The organism is Duganella alba (assembly GCF_009674495.1).
Classification (GTDB): Bacteria; Pseudomonadota; Gammaproteobacteria; order Burkholderiales; family Burkholderiaceae_D; genus Rugamonas; species Rugamonas alba.
Map to the genome: position 1 here is coordinate 49,187 of NZ_WKJN01000011.1, position 21,518 is coordinate 70,704.

Consider the following 21,518-nt stretch of genomic DNA (forward strand, 5'->3'; position numbering starts at 1 on the left):
ATAGAATACGGCCTCGTTCAGCAGTTGTCGCAGTTAAATGAAACAACGCTGATAAGTTTTCTGGGTGCTTAGCTCAGTTGGTAGAGCGGCGCCCTTACAAGGCGTAGGTCGGGAGTTCGAGCCTCTCAGCACCCACCAGCTAAACTTATAAACAACGAATTGGAGCGGTAGTTCAGTTGGTTAGAATACCGGCCTGTCACGCCGGGGGTCGCGGGTTCGAGTCCCGTCCGCTCCGCCAATATTCCGAAGAAGGCCTGATGTTCGCATCAGGCCTTTTTTCATTTCCGCCTCAGATTGTCGGTGTAAGCTGCTTGGCAATGAAAAATTCCTACCTCCGCTTCCGCCTCAGGCTGGCCCGCCACGCGCTGCTGCAATTTGCCCGCAGCCTGCAAAGCTCGCTTGAATACATCCTGCTGGCGTTTGGCCCGGTGCTGGTCGGACTGCTGGCCTGCATCGCCTTGCCCGGATTGTTTGCCGCCACCCGGCCGTGGCCGCAAGCGCTGGGATTGTTTGCCGGCCAGACCGTGCTGGCCAGCGCGCCGGTGTGGCTGCTGCGCAAGCGCCTGCATCCAGCGGCGGTGGTGACGTGGAGCCTGCCGCTGCCGATCGCCGCGCGCAGCAAGTGGATCGCCGAGGCGGCGGTGGCCGGTATGATCGTCGGGCCGCTGGCGGCAGCCTATGCCCTGTCCACCCTGATCTGGCTACAACAGTGGCCGGACTGGCTGCGTCCCGTGGCGCCGCAGGCGCTGCTGCTGACGCTGGCCTCGCTGCTGCTGGCATGGCTGCTGTCCACCTTGATGCTATTCCATCGCGCCCGCATGCCGGCGGCGCGCAAGCCGGACCGCGCGCGTCCCGCACCAAGCGCCTATGTTCCGTCGCGCGGCGGCCTGGCGCGCTTCTGGTTCCAGCTGTTCTGGCTGCCCTACTGGCGCGCCGAGAATGTGGTCGGCATTCAGCAAACCCTGCTGCTGGCTGGCGCGCTGCTCAGCGTCGGGATCTGGATGTGGCATCCGCCCGTGGTGCCGCCGGCGCTGTGGGGCGCCTGCGCCGCGCTGATGTTGATGCTGCTCACCGACCGTGGCGACAAGGCCGTGGCCGAACAGATCGCGCTGCTGCGCCCGGTCGCCGCCGGCTGGCCGCTGCGCACCGAGCGCCTGTACCGGCTGGCGATGCTGCTCACGCTGCTGCCGGCGCTGGCCGTGATGGCGTGCTTCGCCGCGCTGACGCTGGGCCGCGCTACGCCAGGCTACAGCCACCAGGTCGCCATCGTCTGGCTGTGCGCCGCCGCCGTCGCCCAGCTGGCCCTCATCGGTCTGCGCCAGCTCAGCGTGCGCGGCCGCGTCGGCCTGGTTCTCGGCGCCATCCTCATCCTGACCGCCATCGGAAGCGAATTATGGAATTAAGAATCGAGCAGCTCACCTTTGAATACGCCAGCCATCCGCTGTTCCGCCAGTTCAGCCTGCGCCTCGGCGCCGGCGTCACCTGGCTGCGCGGCGAAAACGGCGCCGGCAAGACCACGCTGCTGAAACTGGCCGGCGGCGCGCTGACGCCGCATGCCGGCACGGTCTGGATCGACGACATCGAACTGCATGCGCAGCCGCTGGCCTACCGCCTGCACTGCTACTACTGCGGCGGCGACACGCCGCAACTGCCGTGGCTGACCGTGCGCGAAGTGCTGGACCTGCACGTCTCGCTGTATCCGGGCGCCGACGCCGCGCTGCTCAATGCCGAGCTGGCCGCCTTCCACCTGCTGCCGACGCTGGACCAGCCGGTGACCACGCTGTCGCTGGGCCAGCACAAGAAGATGCAATTGTCGCTGGCCCTGGCGCTGCCGGTGCGCCTGCTGCTGATCGACGAGCCGTTCAACGGCCTCGATGTCGACGCGGTGGCCTACCTGCGCCAGCAGCTATCGGCGCCGGAACGGCTGGCGCGCCAGTGCATTCTGCTGACCAGCCATCTGGAACCGGCACTGCCGCTGAACGGCACCGTGCAGCTGTGATTTCTTAACAACAAAATCACAGGAAGCACGTAAAACCGGCGACAATACCGAGTCGCCATCCCCCTTACTTTGGAGTCCCCCTTGATTTTCGGCTTCCTGAAATCGCCCGAGCTGTCGCCACGCCTGCTGCGCCTGAAAGAATCGGCGCTGTTCGCGTCGCTGACACCGCTCGAACTGAAAATCGTCGACGGCCTGATGCACGAACGCCGCTACCTGGCCGACGAAATCATCTTCGACGAGGGCGAGGAAGGTCAGGCGCTGTACCTGGTGATGTCGGGCCGCGTGATCATCAGCCGCCAGCTGGGCGCGGGACGCGAAGTGGTGGCCGAGCTGTCGGCCGGCTCCTTCTTCGGCGACCTGGCGCTGCTGGACAACTCGCCGCGCAACGCGCAGACGCGGGCGCTGGACAACTGCGAGCTGGCGGTGTTCTTCCGCGCCGACTTCATGGGACTGATGGATACCGATCCCGTGATCGGCTACAAGATTTCGCTGGCCCTGGCGCGCCACATCGGCCGCCGCCTGCGCGACTGGATGACCGGCAAGCCGCAACTGGAAGCGCTATGAACCTGCTGCCGACCCAGAAGCGCGGCGGCCCGGTGGTGTGGAGCGGCATCATCGCCGCCACCTGCGTGCTGCTGTTCCTGTTGCAGCAGATGCTGTTCCTGGCGATTCCCTTCCTGCTCGGCATCGTGCTGTACTACATCCTGCAGCCGCCCGCGCAGCGGCTGGTGCGCATGGGCTTCAGCCAGAATGCGGCCACGCTGTGCGTCGGCGCGCTGTTCCTGCTGTTGCTGGCGCTGGCCGTGCTGGCGGCGGTGTACTGGAAATCGGCGCCGACCACCTCGTGGCAGGAAATGCTGGGCATCTACCTGGCCGGCGGCCTGGAGTTCGTGCGCCATACGATGACGGCGCTGGAGCAGCAGTTTCCCATCCTGCGCCAGGTGCAGCTGGCCGACACCGTCAACCAGCGCATGACCGAATTCACCGGCGACTTCATCCAGTCGCACCTGACCGACATTTTGGTGTCGGTGGCGGCGTGGCTGCCGTCGCTGCTGCTGGCGCCGTTCCTGACCTTCTTCTTTCTGCGCGACGGCCTGCGCTTCAAGAAGTTCCTGGCGCGCGCGGTGCCGAACGCCTTCTTCGAACGCACGCTGTGCCTGCTGCATGAAGTCGACCAGACCGCGCACCGCTATTTCCGCGGCCTGATCCGGCTCACCATCCTGGACACGGCGGTGCTGGCGCTGGGCCTGTGGGCGATCGGCGTGTCGTCGCCGCTGGTGCTGGGCCTGATTGCGGCGGTGCTGGCGTGGGTGCCTTACGTCGGCTCGATCGTCGGCTGCATGCTGGTGGTGATGGTGGCGTCGACCGACGCCCCGGCCGATCCGTCGGTGGCCTATCTGGCGATCGGCGTGTTCATCCTGGTGCGGCTGCTGGACGACTTCGTGTTCATGCCGCTGACCCTGGGCCGCAGCCTGCACATCCACCCGCTGATCACGGTGCTGATGATCTTCATCGGCGGCTCGGTGGCCGGCGTGGCGGGCCTGATGCTGGTGCTGCCGCTGCTGGGCGTGGTGATGGTGATCGGCGAAACCCTGGGCCGCCTGATCACCGACCCGCGCCTGCGCGCCCGCCACCGCAACGCCATCGCACTGCGCACCAGGCAAGCCAGCTACGACCTGAGTTCCTAGACCTGTATCAAACGTGCACTTTAAACGCAGCGTACACTGGCTGGACGTCCGCACGGGAGGTCATCGTGAAATTTAAGAATTTTACCTCAGCAGAAATTCGGCAAATTTGCAGGCAGACCGACGAAGACATGCGCAACGAGCGCGCAGGAAAACCTCAGCGCCAACGTTTTTTTGATGACTGGCCTAGCGCACAATTCACCGATAAGGAGATTACGGCAGCATTGGAATCGGCGTGGAACGAGACGTTCAAACTGAAATGAGCTGCCACCATGCCTGCCATGTATCGGTTGCTATTCCAGGAATGCGATAGCGAAGTTCTTGCAATCTTCGCTTACAGCGCTTACAAACGGCACAAGGCCGAGACTCTCGACGCCATCATCAATGAAACCGGAGAGCCTGCGACGCCTCACGACCTGGAGATGTTCTACCTAACTGCCTGCACCCCGTCCATGCGCGGTATGTACATTCACCAAGCTCAAATGCTGATGCAGCGGTTAATACACAATAGCTTGGAGCATCGCGAATACCAGCTGGAGCGCGACTTTTTGACCACGAAAATTGGGCAACAACTAGAGAACATCCAGATCAATCAGCGCAGGAAACGCAGTTGGAGAGGGTGGGCGGCGGATGTGAGCGGGAATCTGGCGGTGAACTTCGTCACCATTCTGGTGATCGCCGCGCTGTTGTTCGGCTTCCAGGGGCTGGATAATATGCTCAATCACTTCGGGCGCGATTCAGGCGTACTGCGGAAGTAAAAACACCTGTGCGCTTGCGACGATCTTGAACGTCGCAAGCGCACACAGCTTTTTACGCCGTCATGGCCTGCTTGTCTGCCGACTCTTCGACAACTTCCTCGTCGTCCGAGCGGATCAGGTGGTCAAAGGCGGACAGTGCCGCTTTCGCGCCTTCGCCGGTGGCGATGATGATCTGCTTGTACGGCACCGTGGTGACGTCGCCGGCGGCAAACACGCCTGGCAGCGAGGTCTGGCCACGGGCATCGACGTCGATCTCGCCGTGACGCGACAGGGCGACCGTGCCTTTCAGCCACTCGGTGTTCGGCACCAGGCCGATCTGCACGAACACGCCTTCCAGCTCGACCTTGTGCGACACATTGGTGTTGCGGTCGGTGTAGCTCAGGCCGTTGACGATCTTGCCGTCGCCGTGGATCTCGGTGGTTTGCGCCGAGGTGATCACGGTAACGTTGGCCAGGCTGCGCAGCTTGCGTTGCAGCACCGCGTCAGCGCGCAGTTCCGCGCCGAACTCGATCAGGGTCACGTGCTTGACCAGACCTGCCAGGTCGATCGCCGCTTCCACACCCGAGTTGCCGCCGCCGATCACCGACACGCGCTTGCCCTTGAACAGCGGACCGTCGCAGTGCGGGCAGTAGGCCACGCCGTGGTTGCGGTATTCCTTCTCGCCCGGCACGTTGATCTCGCGCCAGCGGGCGCCGGTCGCCAGGATCACCGACTTGGCTTTCAGCACGGCGCCGGAAGCGGTGTGCACCTCGGTCACCTTGCCCACCTGCACCAGCTTGCTGGCGCGCTGGGTGTTCATGATGTCGACGTCGTATTCCTTGACGTGCTGTTCCAGGGCGACGGCAAACTTCGGTCCTTCGGTCTCTTTCACCGAAATGAAGTTCTCGATCGCCAGGGTGTCCAGCACCTGGCCGCCGAAACGCTCGGCCAGTACACCGGTGCGGATGCCTTTGCGGGCGGCGTAGATCGCCGCGGCGGCGCCGGCAGGGCCACCGCCGACCACCAGCACGTCGAACACGTCTTTCTTGCTCAGCTCGGCAGCCTGGCGCACGCCGGCATTGGTGTCCAGCTTGGCGAGGATTTCCTCGACGTTGGTGCGGCCCTGGCCGAAATGCTGGCCGTTCAGGAACATCATCGGCACGGCCAGGATCTGGCGTTCTTCCACTTCCTTGGCGAACAGGCCGCCGTCGATGGTGGTGACTTTGATGCGTGGGTTAATCACCGACATGGCGTTGAGCGCCTGCACCACGTCCGGGCAGTTATGGCAGGTCAGCGACATGAAGGTTTCGAATTCGTAATCGCCATCCAGGTTGCGGATTTGCTCGATCACGGCTTCGTCAAATTTGATGGTGTGGCCGCCGACTTGCAGCAGCGCCAGCACCAGCGAGGTGAATTCGTGGCCCATCGGAATCGCGGCGAAACGCACGGCGATGTCGGTGCCGACACGGTTGATGCTGAACGACGGCGCGCGCACGCCCGCCTCATTGCGCTCCACCAGCGTGATCTTGTCGCTCAACTCGGCTATTTCGAGGAGCAGTTCTTTCATCTCGCGGGCTTTGGCGCTGTCATCGAGAGAAGCGACCAGCTCCAGTGGGTGGACCACTTTTTCCAGGTAGGCTTTCAGCTGGGTTTTGAGGGTTGCGTCTAACATGATTTTCTTCCTTTACAAATATTTAGGCGTATGCCGGGCCGGACGCCCGGTCCGGCATCGCGGTAACTACTTGTGTGCTGCAGTCTTGTTCAAGACTTAGATCTTGCCGACCAGGTCCAGCGACGGGGTCAGGGTTGCTGCGCCTTCGGTCCATTTTGCTGGGCAAACCTGGCCTGGGTGCTCGGCAACGTATTTCGCTGCTTTAACTTTGCGCAGCAGTTCCGATGCGTCGCGGCCGATGCCGTTGTCGTGCACTTCCATCACTTTGATGAAGCCTTCTGGATTGATGACGAAGGTGCCGCGCAGTGCCAGGCCTTCTTCTTCGATCATCACTTCGAAGTTACGCGACAGTTTGCCGGTTGGGTCGCCGATCAGCGGGTAGTTCACTTTCTTGATCGCGTCCGAGGTGTCGTGCCATGCTTTGTGCGCGAAGTGGGTGTCGGTCGACACGCCGTACACGTCCACGCCCAGTTTGGCGAATTCAGGTTGGAAATCGGCCAGATCTTCCAGTTCGGTTGGGCACACGAAGGTGAAGTCGGCTGGGTAGAACATCAGAACGGACCACTTGCCTTTCAGCGACTCTTCGGTCAGGTCGATGAATTTGCCGTCGACGTAAGCGGTGGCAGCGAATGGCTTGACTTGGGTATTGATCAGGGACATTGTGGTTTCCTCGTTGGGTTGTGAATCATTGAGACGCCAGTTTAAGGCTTTTTAACCCATTTGCAAAATTGATTGTTCCAATAGTTTCAATTGTCTTTGACTATCAACGCCGCAAACGGCATAGCATTATCACGCAGGAAGAGGTCGAATTGTTGCGCCGGCATGGGCTTGGCGAACAGATAGCCCTGGCCATAGTCGCAGCCGGCGGCGGCCAGCAGGTCGCGCTGTTCGGGCGTTTCCACGCCTTCGGCGATCACTTTCAGGTCCAGCTTGTGCGCCATGACGATGATGGCTTCCGACAGGGCCATGTCGCTGGAGTCCGGGGCCAGGTTGCGGGTAAAGGAGCGGTCGATCTTTAAATAGTCGATGTCGAATTTCTTCAGGTACGACAGCGACGAGTAGCCGGTGCCGAAATCGTCCAGCGCCACCTGGATGCCGGCGTCGCGCAGTTGCAGCAGGCGGTTGCTGACGGCGCTGCTGGCGTCCAGCAGCAGGCCCTCGGTGATCTCCACCACCAGCGACTGGCCAGGCAGCGCCAGCGATTGCAGGTGTTCCAGCCAGCCTTGATAAGAACTGCCTTCGCGCTGGAACTCCAGCGGCGACTGGTTCAGGCTGACCTGGAACTCGGCGTAATGCTGCTGCCGCCAGCGCTGCACCCAGCGCGCCGATTCGCGGAACACCCATTCGCCGATGTCGATGATCAGGCCGCTCGACTCGGCCAGCGGAATGAATTCCAGCGGACTGACCAGCCCGCGCGACGGATGGTTCCAGCGTATCAAGGCCTCGGCCTTGTGGATGGCGCCGCTGGCCAGGTGCACGATGGGCTGGAAATATAGCTCGAACTGCTCGCCCTTGAGCGCGCCGCGCAGGTCGTTGGTCAGGCGCATGCGGTTCAGCGCCGCCACCTGCAAGGTCGGCGTAAAGTAGCTGTAGCGGTTGCGGCCGGCGCCCTTGGCCGCATACATGGCCTGGTCGGCGTGCTTGAGCAGGTCATCGATGTCGAGCGCATCATCGGGATACAGGGTGATGCCGATGCTGGCCGAGACGAACGCCTGCTCCTGCCCCAGGTCGAACGGCTTCAGCAGGCTGTTGAGGATGGCCTGGGCGATGCGCTCCACGTGGTCCGGCGCCTCCAGCTCGGTCAGGATGACGGTGAACTCGTCGCCGCCCAGCCGCGCCACCGTGTCCGACTTGCGCACGCAGGCGCCGATGCGGCGTGCGGCGTCGATCAGCAACACGTCGCCCTGCTGGTGGCCGAGCGTGTCGTTGACTTCCTTGAAGTGGTCGAGGTCGATGAACAGCACGGCGATGCGCGACTTGTCGCGCTGGCTTTTCAGCATGTCGTGCCCCAGGCGGTCGAGGAACATGCGGCGGTTGGGCAGCTGGGTCAGCGTGTCGAAATTGGCCTGCTGCCAGATCAGCGCCTCGCTCTGCTTCTTGGCCGTCACATCCTCGATCATGCACAGATGGTGCGGATGACTGCCGGCCGCCGTGTCGATGCTGTTGACCGACACGTCGATCCAGGCCACGCTGCCGTCCGGCCGGAACAGGCGGCTGAGCGCCTTGAAGCTGCTGATCTGCCCGGTCGTCATCAGCGCCATCTGCGCCTTGATCTGCACGATGTCGTCCGGATGGCCGACGTCCAGCCAATGCAGCGCCCGCAATTCGTGCTGGGTACGGCCCAGGATCTCCTGGTAACGCGCATTGATGTCGCGGTATTCGTAGCTGATCGAGTCGATCAGCGCGATGCCCAGCGGCGACGCCTCGAACATGGTGCGGAAGCGCTGCTCGCCCTGGCGGATGGTTTCCAGCGCCCGCTTGCGCTCGCGCGCCAGCAGGCTGAAGTGGATGGCCACGCCCAGCATCAGCACCAGCGCCGCCCCGGCCAGCGAACGGTACAGCCACAACAGGTTGCCGCGCGGCGGATCGACGCGGTACATGAAGCCGTCGAAGCGGGCGCCGCGCGCCATCATGCCAAGGCCGGCATAGACGTCGGCGATATGCTGCCAGCGCTCCGGATTCATGTAGCCGATTTCCACCAGCACCGGCTGCACCAGCGGCACCATCTGGCGCGCCTCGTACAGCAGGTGCTGGCGCTCGCTGCGGCGCGAATACTTACTGAGGATAAGGTCGGCCGCTTCCTCCTGGTGACTCATGGCCCACTGCCAGCCGCGCATGCTGGCGGCGCGGAAGGCCGCCACGCGCGCCGGGTGGCTGGCGATTTCCTGCTCGCTGGTAAACAGGTTATCGCCGTAGAAATCGATGCCGACCGCGCGCGGGCTGTAGATATCATACGGAAAGCCGACGCGGTCGAAGGTGTCCGGCTCGTTGGTGGTGTAGATCGCCATGGCGTCCACCTTGCCGTTGATCAGGTCGTCCGGATTGAAGCTGTGTTCGACGCGCTGGAAACTGCTGGTCGGCACGCCTTCCTTGGTCAGGTAGGCCAGCAGCTCGTCGGCGTTGCCGAGGTCGTCGGTGAGGGAGCCGATCATGGCCTTCTTGCCGATCAGGCGGCGGATATCGGCGTCGCCGCTGCTCTGGCGCATCGCCAGCGCATACGGCGAATGCTGGAAGATCACGCCCAGCACCACCACCGGCTTGCCGGCCATGCGCGCCAGCAGCAGGCTGCTGCTGCCGGTGCCGTATTCGGCCGTGCCGGCGATGACGTCGCGTTCCGGCGCGTTGCCATCCTGTCCCTCCAGGATGCGCACCTCGAGCCCGGCCTCGCGGTAATAGCCCAGTTCCTGCGCCGCGTAATAGCCGGCAAACTGGAACTGGTGTGCGTGCTTCAGCTGCAGCGTGACTTTTTCCAGCGCCAAGGCCGGCGCCGCGCCCAGCAGCAGGGCGGCAACGGTACACAGCTTGGCAAGGACGCTGAAGCGGAAAAGCACGGAGATCCCGGGACGGAAAGCACTGGCTCCAGTGTAGCTGTTTCATGCGCTACAACGCTGCTTTATGCCAACCCGGACGCACAAAAAGCAACGGACGGCCAGGCTTGCGCCTGCCGTCCGTTGGGCGCGGAAGAAACCCGCTTAGTTCGGGTTGGCGATGCTGACCGGCACCGTCGAGGTGGTGGTCTTGCCGTTGCCCAGCTGGCCATCGGCGTTGCCACCCCAGGTCCACAGCGTGTTGTCGGCTTTCAGGCCGGCGCTATGAATGGCGCCGGCGCTGATGCCGGTCCAGGTGCGGTCCAGGCCCACCTGGACCGGCGAGAACTGGTCGGCGCCGCTGCCGTCGCCCAGTTGGCCGTCGCTGTTGGCGCCCCAGGCCCACAGCGTGCCGTTGCTGCGCACCGCCAGGGTGTGCAGGCCGCCGGCCGACACCAGCGTCCAGTCGGCGTCGGTGCTGATCTGGGTCGGCGCACTGACGGTGCCGCTGCCGGCGTTGTTGCCCAGCTGGCCGGAGCCATTCGCGCCCCAGGCCCACAACTTGCCGGAGGTATCGATCGCCATCGAGTGGCTGCCGCCGGCCGAGACCGCGACATAGGTCAGGCTGCCGATCTTGGCCGGCGTCGACACCGGCGAGGTGCTGACGGCGGCATTGCCCAGCTGGCCGCTGCTGTTGTCGCCCCAGGTCGACAGCGAGCCGTCTTTCTGGATGGCCAGGGTATGGGTGCCGCCGGCGCTGGCGGCAATATAGGTGGTGGTGTTGGTTTTATCCGTGCCGCCGACCTTCACCGGCGCCGTGCGCACCTGCACCGTGGTGTCGCCCAGCTGGCCTTCGGCGTTGCGGCCCCAGGCCCACAGCGTGCCGTCGGCCTTCAGCGCCACGACGTGGTACTTGCCGGCCCAGACGCCGATCCAGGTGGTGTCCTTGCCGATCTGGGTCGGCGTCGAGCGGTTGGTCTGGTCACCCTGGCCCAGCTGGCCATAGGTATTCAGGCCCCACGACCACAGCGAGCCGCCGGTGGCGGTGGCGCCGGTATTGGCGCGGATGGCGACCGCGAACTGGTCGCCGACCGAAATTTTGCTCCAGGCGGTGGTGGCGGCGCCATTGGCGACCACGACCGGCGTCAGGCGCGCGGTGGTGCTGCTGTCGCCCAGCTGGCCCCAGTTGTTCTGGCCCCAGGAATACAGTTTGCCGTCGGCGCGGCGGGCGATGGTCTGGAAGCCGCCGGCCGACACATCTTTCCATGGCGCCGTCACGGTGATGGTCACCGAACCGACCACGCTGTCCTGGGTGGCGTTGATGGTTTCGGTGCCGACCGCGACGCCGGTCACGCGGCCGGTGGCGGTGGCGACCGACGCCACGGCGGCGTTGCCGCTCTTGGTGGTCCACGCCAGGCCGCCGGCGACGGTCAGCGGTTTGGTGCTGCCGTCCGAATAGGTGCCGGTGGCGGTCGCGTCCTGGAAGGTCGTGACCGGGATGGTGGTGGAGGCCAGCGTGACCGCGATGCTTTTCAGCGTCGGGGTCGCCGAACCGCTATTGCTGCCGCCGCCGCCACCGCCGCCGCACGCGGCCAGCACGGCAAACACCGGGATCAGCAAGAGGGAGGAGAATTTAAAATTTTTCATGATCTTCCAGTTCACAGAATAAGGTCTGCGGTGGACCCAGTGTAGTCCGGCACAGCGTCCACGCATCGCACGAGCAGGACTGAATTATCCACGTAATTGCAGCGATACGGTGATTTAACAACATTTCTTTTGAGAATTTATGCGAAAAAAAAGCACCCGCGGGTGCTTTTTCAGGATTACTTGCGGCCACGCGGCGGCGCGGCGGCGGCGCGGGCCGGTTTGCCGCCCTTGGCCGGCGCCGGCGGCGCCTTCTTGATCTTGATGGTGTCCAGGATCGACGGCTTGGCCTTGGTCTCGACGGTGGCGCGCGCGGTCAGCGAACCGGTCAGGGCGTTCGGCTTGCCGCGGCTGCCCACCGGCAGGCCGCGCTCGCGCCGGCCTTCGCCCGGCGCCAGCATCGGCATCGCGCGCTTGCCCTGCGACGCCTTGAAGTTCTCTTCCCCCACCACATACGGCGGGATCAGGTGGCGCTCGCCAGTGCCGATCAGGTCGCCACGGCCCATGTTGCGCAGGGCGTCGCGCAGGATCGGCCAGTTCTTCGGATCGTAATAGCGCAGGAAGGCCTTGTGCGCCTGGCGCTGCTTGAGGCTGCGCGGCGTAAACACTTCCTCCGAATCGTCGGTGACCTTGTGCAGCGGATTGCGGCGCGAGTGGTACATGGCGCTGGCCATGGCCATCGGCGTCGGCATGAAGGTCTGCACCTGGTCCAGGCGGAAGTTGTTCTTTTTCAGCCACAGCGCCAGGTTCAGCATGTCCTCGTCGGTGGCGCCCGGGTGGGCGGCGATGAAGTACGGAATCAGGTACTGCTTCTTGCCGGCTTCCAGCGAATACTTCTCGAACAGCGCCTTGAACTCGTCGTAGGCGCCGATGCCCGGCTTCATCATCTTGCTCAGCACGTTAGACTCGGTGTGCTCGGGCGCGATCTTCAGCAGGCCGCCCACGTGGTGGGTCACCAGTTCCTTGACGTATTCCGGCGAGCGCACGGCCAGGTCGTAGCGCAGGCCGGACTGGATCAGGATCTTCTTGATGCCAGGGATGGCGCGGGCGCGGCGGTACAGCTTGATCAGCGGATTGTGGTTGGTGCCCAGGTTGACGCAGATCGACGGGTACACGCACGACAGGCGGCGGCAGGTGGTCTCGATTTCCTTGTCCTTGCAGGCCAGGCGGTACATATTCGCGGTCGGCCCGCCGAGGTCGGAAATGATGCCGGTGAAGCCCTTGGTCTTGTCGCGGATGTGCTCGATTTCGCGCAGGATGGACGGCTCGGAACGGCTCTGGATGATGCGGCCTTCGTGCTCGGTGATCGAGCAGAAGGTGCAGCCGCCGAAGCAGCCGCGCATGATGTTGACCGAGAAACGGATCATTTCCCACGCCGGGATGTTGGCGTTGCCGTAGCTCGGGTGCGGACCGCGCGCGTAGTTCATGTCGTAGACGTTGTCCATCTCGTCCATCTGCAGCGGCAGCGGCGGCGGATTCATCCAGACGTCGCGGTCGCCGTGGCCCTGCACCAGCGCGCGGGCGTTGCCGGGATTCGACTCCAGGTGGAACACGCGCGAGGCGTGCGCATACATCACCGGATCATTGCTGACGGTTTCGAACGACGGCAGGCGCACCACGGTCTTGTGGTGTTTTTCCAGTTCCATGGCGCGGCGTTCCTCGCGGCTCATGATGCGGATCGGCTTGTACTCGGACGGCGGCGGTGGCGCAGCCTGGGCGGCGGCCTTGGTCGGCTCGACCATGGCCGGATTGGTTTCCTCGCCCGGCTTGGCGTTCGGATCGTTGCTGGTGGCGCAGGTCGGCGAGTTCGGCTCGACCATCAGGTACGGGTCGACATGTTTGTCGACCTTGCCCGGCGTGTCGACGCGGGTGCTGTTGTGCACGCCCCACTCTTCGCTCGGCATCCAGCCGGCCGGCACCAGGAAGGAGGTGCCGCGCAGGTCGCGGATATTCTTGATGCTTTCGCCTTCGGCCATGCGGCGGGTCAGGTCGACCAGCGCGCGCTCGGCGTTACCGAAGATCAGCATGTCGGCCTTGGACTCGAACAGCACCGAACGGCGCACCTTGTCCGACCAGTAATCGTAATGGGCGATGCGGCGCAGCGACGCTTCGATCGAGCCGATCACCACCGGCGTGCCGGGGAAGGCTTCGCGGCAGCGCTGGGCGTAGACGGTGACGGCGCGGTCGGGACGCTTGTTCGGCTCGCCGTTCGGCGTGTAGGCGTCGTCCGAGCGCGGCTTGCGGTCGGCCGTGTAGCGGTTGACCATCGAGTCCATATTGCCGGCGGTGACGCCGTAGTACAGGCGCGGCTTGCCGAGCGCGCGGAAGGCGTCGGCCGACAGCCAGTCCGGCTGGGCGATGATGCCGACGCGGTAGCCGTTGGCTTCCAGCAGGCGGCCGACGAGGGCCATGCCGAAGCTCGGATGGTCGATATAGGCGTCGCCGGTCACCAGGATGACGTCGCACTGATCCCAGCCGAGCACGTCCATTTCTTCACGGGACATCGGCAGGAAAGGCGCTACGGCAGCGCGGGCAGACCGCTTCGGGACGGCCGCAAATAAATTAGTAGGGGGGTTCATATGGGGCCGTATTGTACCGGAGTTAGCCCCGTTCCGCTCACGCGGTCGTGAATTTCCTTTTACTTTTCAAACACTTGTGCGAAAACGATATCAAATACCCATGTTTGACAGGATCGTGCCCAGCTCGCGCAGGCCCGACTCCAGCGTCGGATGCTTGGCGGCGAACTTGGCCGACAGCTCCTGCGAGCGCTCCGCCAGGCCGTACGTGGTGGACTCGCCGGGGGCCGGCTGTTCGGCGCCGCGTTCCAGCAGCGCCTGGATATCGCCGTTCAGCTGTCGCAGCAGCTCCTGCAGTTCCTCATCGACCGGACCGGCATTGGCCAGGTTGGCGTGCAGGCTCTTGAGCGAGGTTTTCAGATTGCTGTCCATAATCGTTCCCTGTTTAGAATGTGGTGGCCAGATACAGGTCTTCGACCTGCGTCCTGGCCCACGGCGTCTTGCGCAAGAACTTCAGGCTGGACTTGATGCTGGGATCGCTGCTGAAACAGTTGATATCGATCCGCTGCGCGAGTTGTTCCCAGCCGTAATGTTCATGCAGACGGGTCACTATCGCTTCCAGCGTCACGCCGTGTAGTTGGTTGTTCATATCGTACTCAAAAATCAAAGGCTGGGATGATTGTACACAAAGTGGCCGACATTCCAGTGTGATGCTTAACGCAAGCTTTTGTGCCAGATCAGTATAGCCGGCAGCGCGGCGCTCTAGAGTGACTTCTTTTTCCTTGGAGAAGCTCATGATGCGCGCCGTCATCTGCAAAGGCGACCCGACCTCCCATGGCGGCAAAGTCCTCGAAGGCAACGAACTGGTCACCACCAACGGCCGCGCCGTGGCGCAGCTGGGGCACAAGACTTTCTGCCCGCAATGCAAGGGCACATTTCCCATCATCGAAGGACTGGACTTCCACACCTACGCCGGCATCGGCACCGCGGTGGACGGCATGAAGACCGCCTGCGGCGCCAAGCTGATCGCCACGCAGCAGCAGATGGTGATAGACGATGGCGGCGGCGGTAGCGCGGCGGCGCCATCCAGCGCCGCCGCCCCCGTCGCCAAGGATCGCGCGCAATACAGTGGCGCCTTCCGCGCCGTCGACGAAACCACCGGCCAGCCGGTCGCCGGCCTGCCGTACCGCATCGAACTCCCCGATGGAAGCATCGTACGCGGCGTCACCGATCAAGATGGCTACACCCAGCATGTCAGCAGTCATACTCCGGACACCGTCCATCTCTACTGGGAAACGGAGATCCACGATGACTGACGCCGCCTGCAAGCTCGACGCCAGCGCCGCCGTCAAGACAGTCCCTGTCTGTGCCAAGCGCACGGTGTGCTACGAATTTGACACAAAGGCTACGGATGCTGGCGTGGCAATACCCTATCTTGTTGTCATCAACGGAAAAATCGACGGAAAGTTGAACAAGCTTGACCGCTCACGGAAGATCATGCGCACGGTCAATGTGGGAAGCACGGTTGCTCTCTATCTCAACAGCGACGTTCATCCGGATCATCGCAGTACACCGGTATATGCGGTAGAGGTGGGCAACAACCATGTGCTGATCAGGATCACGGAGAAAACCGGCCAGCATGCCGATCTTCGGCCAGTCGTCGGCACACCGTCGACACGCGGCCCGGATAAGCCAGGTGAGCTGGCGCAGGACTGCTATCAGGCGCCATTGACCGGCAACATCTGGATGACCGTCTCCCATCGCTACACGCAAGTGGAGGCCGAAAAATTGCTGGCCTCAGATACTGCGGTTGAGATCAGGCAGGCCATTGGCAGCATTTATCGCGGACTGAAATCGGCCAGACTCCAAATACCGCTGACGATGAAAACCGCAGACTGCGTACAAACGCTGAACGTCGCCTTTGAGGAGGGCGGCAACCCACAGAAAAACATTGCTGGCATCTCCACAACAGCAGATGTCCTAACACGCACACATCCATGGGCATTTGAAGCCCTGTTCAAGGAGGCCAGCAAGCTGGGTATTACCGACATGTTGATCACCTCTTGCTGGCGCCCATGCTACGGCTCCATCGCCCACCGCGCTGGCCTCGGACTCGACGTTTGCTACATCGCCACGCCGACTCAAAAAGTGAAAATCAATCGTATCGGCTTGCTTTTTAAAGGGCACTCCAACAATCCATATGTCTCGGATGCAGAAAAAAAACTGCGCAACGAATCCCTGGCATTGCAAGCACACGCTAACAATAAATCCGATCAGGAGGCCACGCAAGCCGCGCGCAACAAGCGCAATGAGCGCGTCGAGGAGATGGACAAAACCCAGCCCAAGGTGATGAGTGCCCTGCGAGAAGGCCTGCGCATCCAGCCAGTTGTTGGGCAGCTATTAGATCCATGGTACATCGATTTGAACACCCACAGCAATACCAGCCGGTCCATCAATGAACAGCAGAGCAAAACCGAACAGGGGCATGCCCATCATTTACATATCACCATCAGAGAGCCCAAGATATATGAATAAGCAAACTGGCATGGTTCTTTTCAGCCTGTTACTCCTACTGGACAATATTCAGGCGGCAGGATTGCAAGATGACTCACCTTCACGCCGATGGCTCAATGTTCCTTGGGAAGTACGTTATCTTTTGTTTACCAATACCCAGCAACGCTATGCCGAAGGCTATAGATTGGCAAAATTACAGAATACGCTGGACGGGAAAAAAGGCAAAAACTACGTCTATCTCGACGCATTGGAACTGATCAAACCGACAGCCAATTTTGTCACCCCTGACGCGCGAACCATCACCACCGGCATTATCGCCTTCGACAAGCAAGGCGACGTCACTACTCCTGACGGCGAATTGCGTAAATTCTCGGGGAAACTATCGGCGCTAGAAAATCTCGTACTGGTACAACGCACAGCGCCGATGGCAAAACCCTATGAACTGCTGTTCTGGTCGCAAGGTATTCCGGGCAACTTGGCTTTCGCACCAGGACCATGCACGATGCTCGATACCCTGCGTTACGAGGATGAGTGGAGGAGCGGCGACAAACGAGGTGACTTCGGCTGCCGTGAATGGACTGCGCAGCTGTTCAATGACGAACGTCCCTACATCGACGTTACCACCTATACCAAACGCGGCAACTTCATTGGCGAATTCGTCGGCTGGTCCCGTTTCAAAGATGCCCCCAAACCGGTCATCGGCATGAATGGCAAAACCTGGCTTTGCCTACATGAATGTCCAGCCGGAGAAAAGCCCGGCGTGATCGGTGACATACAGACATGGACCCGGAAGCACCGCTACCCGATGCCTGTTCCACCGCCATATCAGCCTGAATATCCAAACAAAAACTACTACGACGATCTGCACGAGATGGATGAGGACTGAGCGATCCAAAAGTCGAATGCGGGACCGAGACTAAACGGTCCCGCCGTTACGATTACTTCTCGGTCAAACCACGGCGTTCCAGCAGCGGTTCGATCTTCGCATCACGACCGCGGAAGTTGCGGTACATTTGCATCGCGTCCATGGTGCCGCCTTTCGACAGCAGCATCTTGCGGAAGTAGTCGCCGTTCTTGCGCAGCATGCCGCCGTTTTCATTGAACCAGTCGACGGTGTCGGCGTCCAGCTTCTCCGACCACAGGTAGCCGTAGTAGCCGGCCGAATAGCCGCCCGAGAACACGTGCGAGAAATAGGTGGTGCGGTAGCGCGGCGGCACCGGCGCGTAATCGACGCCGGCCGATTTCAGCGCCGACGCTTCAAACGTCAGCACGTCGCCCGGCATCTGCGACACGCCCAGCTGGTGCCATTTCTGGTCCAGGATCGACGCCGCCAGATACTCGGTGGTGCGGAAGCCCTCGTTGAATTTCTTCGACGCGATCACCTTGTCCAGCAGTTCCTGCGGCATCGGCGCGCCGGTCTGGTAGTGTTTGGCGTAGTTGGCCAGCACCGCCGGATAGACCGACCACATCTCGTTGACCTGCGACGGGAACTCGACGAAGTCGCGCGGCACGCGGGTGCCGGAGAAGCGCGGGTACTTCACGTTCGAGAACATGCCGTGCAGCGCATGGCCGAATTCGTGGAAGGCGGTACGCAGCTCGTCGTAGGTCAGCAGCGTCGGCTCGCCCGGATTCGGCTTCGGAATATTCAGGTGATTGGCCACCACCGGATGGGTGCCCATCAGCGACGATTGCGACACGTAGGCGTTCATCCAGGCGCCGCCACGCTTGTTGGAGCGGGCGTAGTAGTCGCCGATGAAGATCGCCAGCTGCTTGCCGTTGGTGTCGAACACGTCCCACACGCGCACGTCCGGATCATAGACCGGCAAGTCCTTGCGTTCCTTGAAGGTCAGGCCGTAGACCTTGTTGGCGGCGTAGAACACGCCGTTGGTGATGACGTTATTCAGTTCGAAGTAAGGCTTCAACTGGTTCTGGTCGAAGTTGAAGCGCTCGGCGCGCACCTTGTCGCTATAGAACGACCAGTCCTGCGCGGCCAGTTCAAAACCGCCTTTTTCCTTGTCGATCACCTGCTGGATCTCGGCGCCTTCCTTCTTGGCATTGGCGACGGCCGGACGGGCGAATTCGGACAGCATCTTGTTGACCGCTTCCGGATCGTGCGCGGTCTGGTCTTCCAGCGCGTAGGCGGCGTAGCTTGGATAGCCCAGCAGCGCCGCCTTTTCGGCGCGCAGCTTGGCCAGCGACAGCACCACCTGCGTGTTGTCGAACTGGCCGCCGTGGCTGCCGCGCGCCAGCGACAGCGCCATCAGCTTCTCGCGCACGGCGCGGTTGGTCAGCACCGCCAGATTGGCCTGGCCGGTGGTGTTCACCACCGGGATCAGGAATTTGCCGTCCTGGCCCTTGGCCTTGGCGGCGGCAGCGGCGGCGTCGATCGCCTTGTCCGGCATGCCGGCCAGTTCCTCGCGGCTGTCGACCACCAGCGCCGAGGCGTTGGCTTCTTCCAGCACGTTCTGCGCGAAGGTGGTTTGCAGCTTGGCCAGTTCCGCATTCATCGCTTTCAGCTTCTGCTTGTCGGCGTCCGACAGCTGCGCGCCGGCGCGCACGAAATCGGTGTGATAGCGCTCCAGCAGATACTTCGATTCCGCATCCAGGTGCAGCTTGTCGCGCTGCTCGTACAGCGACTTGATGCGCGCATACAGCTTGCCGTTGAGGCGAATGGCGTCGCTGTGCGCGGCCAGTTTCGGCGACAGCTCGCGCTCCAGCGCCTTGAAGGTGTCGTTGGTGTTGGCACCGGACAGGTTGCCGAACACGCTCGATACGCGCGACAGCAACTGACCCGACTTCTCCATCGCGACGATGGTGTTGTCGAAGGTGGCCGGCTTCTTGTTGTTGGCGATCGCCTCGATTTCGGCGGCGTTCTGGCGCATGCCTTCTTCAAACGCCGGCGCATAGTCCTCGTTCTTGATCTTGTCGAAGGCCGGATAGCCGAACGACAGCGTGCTTGGCTTGGCAAACGGATTCGATGCCGGCAGCATCGACGCCGGTTCCGCGTGCGCGGCGCCGAAAACAGCCGCCACACCGGCGGCGATGATCATATTGGTACGGTTCATTCGATATCCTTTATTTATTTGCCGGTCAGCCCGCGGCGTTCCAGCAGCGGCTCGATCACCGGATCGCGGCCGCGGAAGTTGCGGAACAAATTCATCGCATCGTCGGTGCCGCCGCGCGACAGCAGCTTGGCGCGGAACCAGTCGCCGTTCTTGCGTTGCAGGCCGCCGTTTTCCTTGAACCATTCGACGGTGTCGGCATCCAGTTTCTCGGACCACAGGTAGGCGTAGTAGCCGGCCGAGTAGCCGCCCGAGAAGCTGTGCGAGAAGTAGGTGGTGCGGTAGCGTGGCGGCACCGGCGCGAAGTCGACACCCATGTCCTTCAGCGACTGCGCTTCAAAGCCCAGCACGTCGGTCGGGATCTGGGCCGGCGTCAGCTGGTGCCAGCGCTGGTCCAGCAGCGATGCGGACAGGTACTCGGTGGTCAGGAAGCCCTGGTTGAATTTCTTCGACGCGATGACCTTGTCCAGCAGTTCCTTCGGCATCGGCTCGCCGGTCTTGTAATGCTTGGCGTAGTTGGCCAGCACTTCCGGCCACACGGCCCACATCTCGTTGACCTGCGATGGATATTCGACGAAGTCGCGCGGCACGCTGGTGCCGGAGAAGCGCGGATACTTCACGTTGGAGAACATGCCGTGCAGCGCGTGGCCGAATTCGTGGAAGGCGGTCTTCACTTCGTCGTAGGTCAGCAGCGTCGGCTCGCCGGCCGGCGGCTTCGGAATGTTGAGGTGATTGGCCACCACCGAGTGGGTGCCCAGCAGCGACGATTGCGAGATGTACTCGTTCATCCAGGCGCCGCCCTGCTTGTTGGAGCGGGCGTACATGTCGGCGATGAAGATGGCCAGCTGCTTGCCGTCGGCGTCGAACACATCGAACACGCGCACGTCCGGGTTGTACACCGGCAGATCCTTGCGCTCCTTGAACGACAGGCCGTACAGCTTGTTGGCCGCGTAGAACACGCCGTTGGTCAGCACGTTGTTGAGTTCAAAGTAAGGCTTCAGCTGGTTCTCGTCAAAGGCGAAGCGCTGCGCGCGCACCTTGTCGGTGTAGAAGGCCCAGTCGGCGGCGCCGATCTTGAAACCGCCCTTGTCGGCGTCGACCACCGCTTGCAGGTCGGCCGCTTCTTTTTTCGCGTTGTTGACGGCCGGCTTGGCCAGTTCGCTCAACAGCTTGTTGACCGACGCGGTATCGTGCGCGGTCTGGTCTTCCAGCGAGTAGGCGGCGAAGTTTTCGTAGCCCAGCAGCGTGGCCTTTTCGGCGCGCGCCTTGGCGATCTTCAGCACCACTTCGCGGTTGTCGAATTCACCGCCATGGCTGCCGCGCGCCAGCGACAGCGCCATCAGCTTTTCGCGCACGGCGCGGTTGGTCAATTCCGCCAGCGGCGGCTGGCCCGAGGTGTTGACCACGGCAACCAGGAATTTGCCGTCCATGCCCTTGGCCTTGGCGGCCGCAGCGGCAGCGTCGATGGCTGCCGGGCTCATGCCGGCCAGTTCTTCACGCGTATCGACCACCAGGCCGGAAGCGTTGGTTTCCTTCAGCACATTCTGGGTGAAGGTGGTTTGCAGCTTGGCGATGGTGCCGTTGATGGCTTTCAGCTTTTCCTTGTCGGCGGCCGACAGGTTGGCGCCGGCGCGCACGAAGTCGGTGTGGTAGCGCTCCAGCAGGTGTTCGGATTCGGCGTCCAGCTTGAGCGCGGTGCGCTTGTCGTACAACGATTTCACGCGCGCATACAGCTTGGCGTTGAGGTAGATGGCGTCCGCGTGCGCGGCCAGCTTCGGCGACATTTCGCTGTCGATGGCGTCCAGCTTGTCGTTGGTGTTGGCGCCTTGCAGGTTGCCGAAGATGGTTTGCACGCGGGTCAGCAGCGCGCCGGATTTTTCCATGGCGACGATGGTGTTGTCGAAGCTTGGCGCCGCCTTGCTGTTGGCGATGGCGTCGATTTCCTTCAGCTGGATGCGCATGCCTTCATTGAAGGCCGGAATGAAGTGTTCGTCCTTGATCTTGTCGAATGCCGGATAGTGAAAGGGCAGGCTGCTGGCGGTGGCCAGCGGATTGCCGGCCAGGGCGGCGGCCGGCGCCGCCAGTACGGTTTGCGAAAACGCTACGCCCAGGGCGGCAGCAACAACAAGCATATGAGGACGGGTCATGAAGATCTCTTTTCT

General features: G+C 62.5%; 18 protein-coding genes and 2 tRNA genes. 11 read left to right on the plus strand and 9 right to left on the minus strand.

Translation table 11 applies throughout. The annotated features are described in order from the left end of the window. Positions 1-62 precede the first annotated feature (62 nt). From GJ695_RS13105 to GJ695_RS13140, 8 genes are all read left to right on the plus strand, one after another. Positions 63-138 (plus strand) — tRNA-Val (locus GJ695_RS13105). A gap of 23 nt (positions 139-161) precedes the next feature. Beyond that, positions 162-238, plus strand: a tRNA-Asp gene (locus tag GJ695_RS13110). Positions 239-317: 79 nt separating this feature from the next. Continuing rightward, positions 318-1,403, plus strand: a complete 1,086-nt coding sequence (locus GJ695_RS13115) for a hypothetical protein (RefSeq protein ID WP_154365398.1) — start codon at positions 318-320, stop codon at positions 1,401-1,403. After that, positions 1,394-1,999: an ABC transporter ATP-binding protein gene (locus GJ695_RS13120; RefSeq protein ID WP_154365400.1), complete on the plus strand. Its 606-nt coding sequence runs from the start codon at positions 1,394-1,396 to the stop codon at positions 1,997-1,999. The genes GJ695_RS13115 and GJ695_RS13120 overlap by 10 nt, the downstream gene beginning before the upstream one ends. 81 nt (positions 2,000-2,080) lie before the next feature. Next, the gene (locus GJ695_RS13125) at positions 2,081-2,563 is read left to right on the plus strand and encodes a cyclic nucleotide-binding domain-containing protein (RefSeq protein WP_154365402.1); all 483 of its coding nucleotides are present in this window, start codon (positions 2,081-2,083) and stop codon (positions 2,561-2,563) included. Next, positions 2,560-3,687, plus strand: coding sequence for an AI-2E family transporter (locus GJ695_RS13130; protein WP_154365404.1), 1,128 nt, complete (start codon positions 2,560-2,562; stop codon positions 3,685-3,687). The genes GJ695_RS13125 and GJ695_RS13130 overlap by 4 nt, the downstream gene beginning before the upstream one ends. 65 nt (positions 3,688-3,752) lie before the next feature. Then, a complete protein-coding gene (locus tag GJ695_RS13135; RefSeq protein ID WP_154365406.1) occupies positions 3,753-3,947 on the plus strand; it encodes a hypothetical protein in 195 nt (64 codons plus the stop codon). Between the two features lie 9 nt (positions 3,948-3,956). Continuing rightward, positions 3,957-4,442: a hypothetical protein gene (locus GJ695_RS13140; RefSeq protein ID WP_154365408.1), complete on the plus strand. Its 486-nt coding sequence runs from the start codon at positions 3,957-3,959 to the stop codon at positions 4,440-4,442. Between the two features lie 52 nt (positions 4,443-4,494). On the opposite strand, the gene ahpF is transcribed toward GJ695_RS13140, so the two are convergent. The 7 genes from ahpF to GJ695_RS30095 all read right to left on the minus strand — a co-directional run bounded on the left by ahpF (position 4,495) and on the right by GJ695_RS30095 (position 14,576). Then, on the minus strand, positions 4,495-6,093 hold the full coding sequence (gene ahpF, locus GJ695_RS13145) for an alkyl hydroperoxide reductase subunit F (RefSeq protein ID WP_154365409.1): 1,599 nt from the start codon (positions 6,091-6,093) through the stop codon (positions 4,495-4,497). 96 nt (positions 6,094-6,189) lie between these two features. Next, complete coding sequence (ahpC, locus tag GJ695_RS13150; protein ID WP_154365411.1) at positions 6,190-6,753, minus strand: alkyl hydroperoxide reductase subunit C; 564 nt, start codon at positions 6,751-6,753, stop codon at positions 6,190-6,192. Between the two features lie 86 nt (positions 6,754-6,839). Beyond that, positions 6,840-9,644 carry an EAL domain-containing protein gene (locus GJ695_RS13155; protein WP_371866525.1) on the minus strand — a complete coding sequence of 935 codons (2,805 nt, stop codon included), beginning with the start codon at positions 9,642-9,644 and terminating at the stop codon, positions 6,840-6,842. A gap of 141 nt (positions 9,645-9,785) precedes the next feature. Then, positions 9,786-11,267 (minus strand): RCC1 domain-containing protein, encoded by a 1,482-nt coding sequence (locus tag GJ695_RS13160; RefSeq protein WP_154365413.1) that lies wholly within the window; start codon positions 11,265-11,267, stop codon positions 9,786-9,788. 176 nt (positions 11,268-11,443) lie between these two features. Further along, entirely contained in the window at positions 11,444-13,843 is a 2,400-nt protein-coding gene (locus GJ695_RS13165) for a YgiQ family radical SAM protein (protein WP_154365415.1), read from the minus strand. 90 nt (positions 13,844-13,933) lie between these two features. Beyond that, positions 13,934-14,212: a DUF4404 family protein gene (locus tag GJ695_RS13170; RefSeq protein WP_154365417.1), complete on the minus strand. Its 279-nt coding sequence runs from the start codon at positions 14,210-14,212 to the stop codon at positions 13,934-13,936. Positions 14,213-14,225: 13 nt separating this feature from the next. Then, positions 14,226-14,576, minus strand: a complete 351-nt coding sequence (locus GJ695_RS30095; RefSeq protein ID WP_229260490.1) for a VF530 family protein — start codon at positions 14,574-14,576, stop codon at positions 14,226-14,228. Between GJ695_RS30095 and GJ695_RS30100 the strand changes: the two genes are divergently transcribed. The 3 genes from GJ695_RS30100 to GJ695_RS13185 are packed head-to-tail and all read left to right on the plus strand — an operon-like array spanning position 14,575 to position 17,180. Then, positions 14,575-15,096 (plus strand): PAAR domain-containing protein, encoded by a 522-nt coding sequence (locus tag GJ695_RS30100; protein WP_229260489.1) that lies wholly within the window; start codon positions 14,575-14,577, stop codon positions 15,094-15,096. The two genes, GJ695_RS30095 and GJ695_RS30100, sit on opposite strands and share 2 nt — an antisense overlap. Further along, positions 15,089-16,315, plus strand: a complete 1,227-nt coding sequence (locus GJ695_RS13180; protein ID WP_229260488.1) for a hypothetical protein — start codon at positions 15,089-15,091, stop codon at positions 16,313-16,315. The genes GJ695_RS30100 and GJ695_RS13180 overlap by 8 nt, the downstream gene beginning before the upstream one ends. Beyond that, positions 16,308-17,180, plus strand: a complete 873-nt coding sequence (locus tag GJ695_RS13185; RefSeq protein ID WP_154365419.1) for a hypothetical protein — start codon at positions 16,308-16,310, stop codon at positions 17,178-17,180. Before GJ695_RS13180 ends, GJ695_RS13185 begins: the two co-directional genes overlap by 8 nt. A 52-nt stretch (positions 17,181-17,232) precedes the next feature. Here GJ695_RS13185 and GJ695_RS13190 read toward each other — a convergent pair whose 3' ends face one another. Further along, positions 17,233-19,359: a M3 family metallopeptidase gene (locus tag GJ695_RS13190; RefSeq protein WP_154365421.1), complete on the minus strand. Its 2,127-nt coding sequence runs from the start codon at positions 19,357-19,359 to the stop codon at positions 17,233-17,235. Between the two features lie 14 nt (positions 19,360-19,373). After that, the gene (locus tag GJ695_RS13195) at positions 19,374-21,503 is read right to left on the minus strand and encodes a M3 family metallopeptidase (RefSeq protein ID WP_229260487.1); all 2,130 of its coding nucleotides are present in this window, start codon (positions 21,501-21,503) and stop codon (positions 19,374-19,376) included. Positions 21,504-21,518: the final 15 nt, after the last annotated feature.